A 6,260-nucleotide genomic window follows, 5' to 3' on the forward strand; every position below is an offset into this window, starting at 1 on the left:
TCCCCAGAACGTCAGCCTGCCATCCTACCCTTTGGCGAAGGCAACGAAGCGACCGCTGAATTCGGCGGCGGGCTTGCCATCGGCGCCGGGCTGGGTGGCGATGATGCTGATGCGGGCCTTGCGGCGCTGCCGGAAGGTGTTCAGGAAGGCATCCCAACCGGTGGCCTCGGCCGCTTCGGCGTGGGCGTGCAGGTCTTCGTAGACCGGGGCCAGGTAGCGCAGGTTGCTGTCGGCCACGTAGACCTCGGCATCGTGGCCGGCCAGGCGCAGGCGCAGGCTGACCAGCGCCCAGCCGGACAGGGTCAGCACCGAGGCCAGGCTGCCGCCGAAGGCGTTGCCCTTGTCGTTGACGTTGGCGGCCAGCGGCGCGGTGATGCGCAGCACGCCATCGGCATAGCCGTCGAGCTGGATCTGCATGGCGCGCACCGCCGGCATGCAGTCCAGCACGTCCTGCAGGGCGGCCAACGAGGAAGTCAGGGCATCAACGGACATCGGAGCAGCGACCACGACAACGAAGGGCCCGCATAATGCAGGCAATGGCCGACCATACGATACCCACTGGCGCCACCCGTTCCGGCGCGCGCTGGACCCTGATCTCGCTGCGCCCGGAGGGCCAGAATGTGGCGCTGCGCCGCGCCGTTGCTGGGCTGGGCGGGCATGTCCTGGCCCTGCCACCCTGGCGCCTGCAGCGCCTGAACGGCACGCCCGTGCTGCGCCAGCTGCAACGCGCGCTGAACTGTGATCGGGTGGTGTTCACCAGCCCGGCCGCCGTGACCGCGGCCGCCACCCTGCTGCCGCTGGCCGAGGCGCAGCGCAGCCCGTGGCTGACCGTCGGCGAAGGCACCGCGCGCGCATTGCGGGCACACGGCATCACCGTGGTGCATGCGCCGCAGCGGATGGACAGTGAAGGCCTGCTGGCGCTGCCGGTGCTGGCTGACGTACAGGGCCTGCGCATCGGCCTGGTGACCGCGCCCGGCGGGCGTGGCCTGATTGCCGCGCAGCTGCAGGCGGCCGGCGCCACAATCGAACGTGCCGACATCTACCAGCGTCGCCTTCTGCACCTGCCGCCCCGTGCGCTGGCCCGATTGGCGCATTCAGCGCAGCCGTGGATGCTTGCGGTGAGCAGTGGCGAAGCGCTGCAGCATTTCTGGCAGCAGCTTCCGCCGCCCTTGCTGCAGCGTCTGCAGGCGCACGCGACTGCCGTGGTGGCCAGTGATCGCCTCGGCGAACAGGCCCGGGCACTGGGCCTGCAGCATGTCGTGCGCGCGGCAGGCCCCACCAGCGCGCAGCTGGTGGCGGCCGCACACGCCACGCTCACCGTCCCGGCAGCGACCTGAACAGGGACGTGGGTCACGCTTGCCGCTGTCGTCGGCAACAGTGATGCTGTGCACAACGCGGCCTGCCGGCCCCCGACCGGCGACGTTGCCGACAAGGAAGCCCGATGAACGACACTCCGCCCGTTTCCCCGCCCCGTCGACCCGTGCGCTGGCTGCTGCCGCTGGCCGGTGTGGTCGTGCTCGGCGTGGGCGGCTATGCCGGCTGGTATGTCTGGCAACAGCAACAGAACGAACAGGCAGCGCAGGCACAGACCACGGCTGTCCAGCTGAAGGGCCTGGAGGCCACGCTGGATGCGCTGCGTCGTGACCAGCGCGCGACCAGCCAGCGCCTGCAGGACGCGGCCGCCACCAACCGCGTGCTGCGCGACGAGATGCTGGGCCTTTCCCAGCGCAGCGCATTGCTGGAAGAGAACCTGGCCAAGCTGGCCGACAGCGCCAACCAGGGCCGCCAGGCGGTACAGCGCGATGAGGCCGAACTGCTGCTGACCCAGGCCGCGCAGCGCCTGAACTACGCCGACGATGTGGAAGGCGCACGCCGGTTGTACGCCCAGGCCGCGACGGCACTGGCCGAACTGCCCGACAGTGATGGCCTGAACCTGCGTCAGGCGCTGGTGCAGGAGCGCGAGGCACTGGATGCGCTCGGCAGCGGCCCCCGCGTGCAGTCGCTGCAGCGCCTGGATGCTGTGGGCAGGGCACTGCAGGGCCTGCCTTCGCAGATCACCAGCACGACCGGCAGCAGCACCGCCAAACCCTGGTGGCAGGCAGCTCTGGCGCCGTTCGTGGACATCACGCCGAGCCGCCAGAACGGCCCGCTGACCGCCGCCGAACAGCGCAATGCCGACGACGCGCTGCAGCTGGAACTGACATTGGCACGTGCGGCAATCGAGCGCGGCGACCGCGCGGGGCGCAATACCGCATTGGACCGCGTGGAGCACTGGGCACAGCGGCGCTGGCCGGATTCACCAGCCCTGCGCGCGCAACGTGCTGAACTGAAGGCCTTGCGCGAACTGCCGCTGCAGGCCAACGACGCTGTCCTTGGCAGCACCCTGCAACAACTGCGCACCCAGACCGACCGGAGGTAAGCCCGCATGAAACCCCTGCAATCCCTGGTCGTGCTGTTGCTGGCCGTGGCCATCGGCGTGGTCGCTGCGCAATGGCTCGGCGCCGATGACCTGAACCGCTTCGGCGAAGTGACCCTGCGCTACGGCGGCTACGACTACCACAGCAACCTGCCGAAGGTGGCGCTGCTGACAGTGATCGCGGTGCTGGTGCTATGGCTGCTGTGGAGCCTGATCGCCGCACCGTTCCGCGCCTGGGGCCGCTACCGCCGCAAACAGGGCCGGGTGCGCCTGATCGACGGCCTGCAGGCCTATGAGCACGGCCAGTGGCAGCGTGCCGAGAAACTGCTGGACGGTGCCGCCAAGGATCCGGAAGTGAGCGCGGTGGCGCTGGCCAACGCCGTGCGCAGCGCGCAGGCACGTGCCGACGGCCCGGCTGGCGAGGCGCTGCTGCAGCGCCTGGGCGAAAGTGATGCCACCCTGCAGGCGCTGCTGCGCGCCGAACAGCTGCTGGCGCGCGATCTGCCGGTGGATGCAATCAACGCATTGGACGTAGCGGCGATCCAGCCGCTGCCGCCACGTGGCCTGTGGCTGCGCACCGAGGCACTGGCACAGGCCGGCCGCGCCCACGAGGCGTATGGCCAGCTGGGTGCACTGCGCCAGAGCAAGGTGCTGCCGGCCGAGGCCAGCAGTGAACTGGAAGCACGCCTGGCTGCACAAGCGCTGCTGGAAGCGGCCGACGTCAACGCACTGGCCGCGCAGTGGGAAGCCACGCCGAAGGCACTGCGACCGACTCCGGACGTGGTTGGCGCCTATGCCAGCCGCGCGGTGGCGCTGGACTGGGACGAGCCGGCGCTGCTGGCGCTGGAACAGGCCCTGGACCAGCGCTGGGATGACGAACTGGTGGCGCTGTATGGCCGTCTGCCGGCCGAGCGCCTGGCTACCCGCCAGGCCAACCTCGCACGTTGGCGCAACGTGCATGACGGCTCGGCCGCGTTGCGCCTGGCGCAGGGCCGCGTGGCCCTGGCCCAGCAGCAGTGGGAGGCCGCCGATGCGTTCCTGCACGAGGCCATCGCCGCGGGCGCCGGTGCACCGGCGTGGGAAGCGCTGGGTGAACTGTTCGCCCAGCGTGGCGAACACGCGCTGGCCGCGCAGTGCCTGGCCAATGCGCTGCGCCTGCAGCGCGGCGAGGACAGCGTGGCGCTGGTGCGCGGCGGCGAGACGCCACTGCGTGCCACGGTGGAAGAACAGCCGCTCGCGGTGCAGCCGCCGGTGTATGACGCCAACGAAGAGCGCGACGAATTCGGTAATCCGCGGTTGCCGTGACCGCTGCTGAAGTAGGCCGACCAACGGTCGGCACCCATAGGAGCAAAAAACGCCGCCCAATGGGCGGCGTTTTCATGTGCGGGACCCGTTAGTCGCCAACCCTGGTTGGCGCGTGGCCTTTCCGAGCGATGCCGTTTCACGGCCGACCAAGGTCGGCATCTACCACAGCAGATCCAGCACGCATTTCTGGTAGTCGCCAACCTTGGTTGGCGCGCGGTCGCAGCGATCAGCGTTCGACGATCGCCACCACGCCCATGCCGCCGGCGGTGCAGATCGACACCAGCGCGCGACCACCGCCGCGTTCGGCCAGCTGCTTGGCGGCGGTGGCGATGACGCGGGCGCCGGTGGCGGCGAACGGATGACCGGTGGCCAGCGACGAACCCAGCAGGTTGATCTTGTCCGGGTCGATGCGGCCCAGCGGTGCGTCCAGCCCCAGGCGGTTGCGGCAGTAATCCTCGCTCTCCCACGCACGCAGGGTGCACAGCACCTGCGCGGCGAAGGCTTCGTGGATCTCGTAGATGTCGAAGTCCTGCAGGGTCAGGCCATTACGCTTGAGCATCTCCGGCACCGCGATGGTCGGCGCCATCAGCAGGCCTTCGCCATGCACGAAGTCCACCGCAGAGACATGCGCGTCGCGCAGGTAGGCCTGCGGCTCATGGCCGTGCGCGCGCGCCCACTCTTCGCTGGCCAGCAGTACCGCAGCGGCACCGTCGGTCAGCGGGGTGGAATTGGCGGCGGTCAGCGTGCCGCGGCCGGAGACCTTGTCGAACGCCGGCTTCAGCGTGGCCAGCTTTTCCAGCGAGGTATCCGGACGCAGGATGTTGTCGCGCTCGACGCCACGGAACGGTGCGATCAGGTCGTTGAAGAAACCGCGCTCATAGGCAGCGGCCAGCTTCTTGTGCGAGGACACCGCCCACTCATCCTGCGAGTCGCGCGAGATGTTCCATTCCTTGGCCATGTCCTCGCAGTGGTCGCCCATGCTCTTGCCGGTGCGCGGCTCGGCCACGCCCGGGAACTCGGGCTTGAGCTCGGAGAACTTGAAGCCGGCGGTGAGCGCGCGGATCTTGTCGCCGGTGCTCTTGGCGCGGTTGGCGGCCAGCAGGCGCGCGCGCAGCTTCTTGCCGTAGACGATCGGCACGTCGGACGTGGTGTCAGAACCGCCACCGATGCCCGATTCGATCTGGCCCAGCGCGATCTTGTTGGCCACGGTGATGATGCTGTCCAGCGAAGTGCCGCAGGCGCGCTGCAGGGTGATGCCCGGGGTCAGCGGCGACAGGCCGGAGGACAGCGTGGCCTCACGGCCCAGGTTCCAGTCGCTGGAGTGCTTGATCACCGCACCCATCGCCACTTCGCCCAGCTGCTGGCCGTGCAGGCCGAAACGTTCGACCAGCGCGCCCAGCGTACGGACCGACATGCCGAGGTTGCCGACATCCGAATACGCGGTGTTCTGGCGGCAGAACGGAATGCGGACGCCACCGAGGATGGCGACGGGACGAGCGTTGGGCATGGAGATACCTGGCATGGATGAGGGTGTCTGCAACATGGCCTGCACGGCGGAGCAGGCATAATGGAGCCAAGTGTAGCTGCCGCCCTGTGATGGGCCAACCGTGGAACCATGAGCAAACCCGACCCCGCGATGAATGCCCTTGGCGTGCTGGCCCTGGAACTGGCCGGCGGCGAAATCCCCCGCCAGGCGGTGCTCAGCGCTGAACAGGCCGGTGAACTGGCCGAACGCGTCGGCCGTGACCTTTCCAAGCTGGTGCCGCAGGTGGCCGAGCTGGACCTGGTGTTCGCGGCCGCCCATTTCGACCCGGCCGAAGTACTGCGCCCGGGCTGGCCGATCCATCGCCGCCTGGAAGAACTGCAGATGCGTGCCCCGGGCCGCAACCAGGGCCCGCGCCTGCTGGCCTTCGGCACCGATGCCGCAGGCGATGTGCCGCTGCCGTTCCAGGCCGATGCGACCCTGGTGGGGGGCGGCCTGCGCGTGGTGCCGTTCCTGCTGACCGGCAGCGACGTGGCCACCACCAACGCGGTGGCCAATGCGCTGGAAGAAACACTGCTGGCCAACGGCATGGCGCATGCCGACACCGCGTTGATGGCACAGAACAGCTTCGGCGCCCGCATCGAACACGCGCGCTATTTCACCGTGAACGACCTGGCCGCGATGATGTCGATGCAGTACGACAACCAGGGCTTGGCGGCGCTGTGGCCGCTGATCGAGACCGCGATCATGGCGCCGGGCGAAGACGAGTGGCTCAATGCCGCGCCCGAGCCGCTGCTGCGCTATACCCATGGCGAGGCACGCATGGCGCTGTTCGATCCGGCGGGTTGGTGCGCGTACTACAACCACAGCAAGAACGATTGCGACCGCCTGCAGGGCATCTACGAGCAGTTCCTGATGCGCCAGCGGCAGATGGCCGCGGTGCTGGAAGCGCACGGCGTGCCGGTGCTGTTCGTGCACTGCGAGGCCGGGCAGGACGCGCGCGAGCTGCTGGCGCGCTGAAGACGGGTAGTGCCGGCCCCCGGCCCGCCCCCGCCC

Annotated in this window: 6 protein-coding genes; 4 read left to right on the forward strand and 2 right to left on the reverse strand. The window is 69.3% G+C overall.

Going from position 1 to position 6,260, the window contains the following annotated elements; translation table 11 throughout:
* Positions 1-24 precede the first annotated feature (24 nt).
* On the reverse strand, positions 25-492 hold the full coding sequence (locus tag VG561_RS03895) for a YiiD C-terminal domain-containing protein (RefSeq protein WP_005407593.1): 468 nt from the start codon (positions 490-492) through the stop codon (positions 25-27).
* A gap of 35 nt (positions 493-527) precedes the next feature.
* Between VG561_RS03895 and VG561_RS03900 the strand changes: the two genes are divergently transcribed.
* From VG561_RS03900 to VG561_RS03910, 3 genes are all read left to right on the forward strand, one after another.
* On the forward strand, positions 528-1,337 hold the full coding sequence (locus VG561_RS03900) for a uroporphyrinogen-III synthase (protein WP_423179386.1): 810 nt from the start codon (positions 528-530) through the stop codon (positions 1,335-1,337).
* Positions 1,338-1,441: 104 nt separating this feature from the next.
* Positions 1,442-2,419, forward strand: coding sequence for a uroporphyrinogen-III C-methyltransferase (locus tag VG561_RS03905; protein ID WP_423179387.1), 978 nt, complete (start codon positions 1,442-1,444; stop codon positions 2,417-2,419).
* Between the two features lie 6 nt (positions 2,420-2,425).
* Complete coding sequence (locus VG561_RS03910; protein WP_423179388.1) at positions 2,426-3,721, forward strand: heme biosynthesis HemY N-terminal domain-containing protein; 1,296 nt, start codon at positions 2,426-2,428, stop codon at positions 3,719-3,721.
* 226 nt (positions 3,722-3,947) lie between these two features.
* Here VG561_RS03910 and VG561_RS03915 read toward each other — a convergent pair whose 3' ends face one another.
* The gene (locus VG561_RS03915; RefSeq protein ID WP_087786464.1) at positions 3,948-5,243 is read right to left on the reverse strand and encodes an acetyl-CoA C-acetyltransferase; all 1,296 of its coding nucleotides are present in this window, start codon (positions 5,241-5,243) and stop codon (positions 3,948-3,950) included.
* A 93-nt stretch (positions 5,244-5,336) separates the two neighbouring features.
* Between VG561_RS03915 and VG561_RS03920 the strand changes: the two genes are divergently transcribed.
* The gene (locus VG561_RS03920) at positions 5,337-6,224 is read left to right on the forward strand and encodes a hypothetical protein (RefSeq protein ID WP_041862938.1); all 888 of its coding nucleotides are present in this window, start codon (positions 5,337-5,339) and stop codon (positions 6,222-6,224) included.
* Positions 6,225-6,260: the final 36 nt, after the last annotated feature.

The organism is Stenotrophomonas sp. CASM110, assembly GCF_049384345.1.
Lineage (GTDB): Bacteria > Pseudomonadota > Gammaproteobacteria > Xanthomonadales > Xanthomonadaceae > Stenotrophomonas > Stenotrophomonas muris.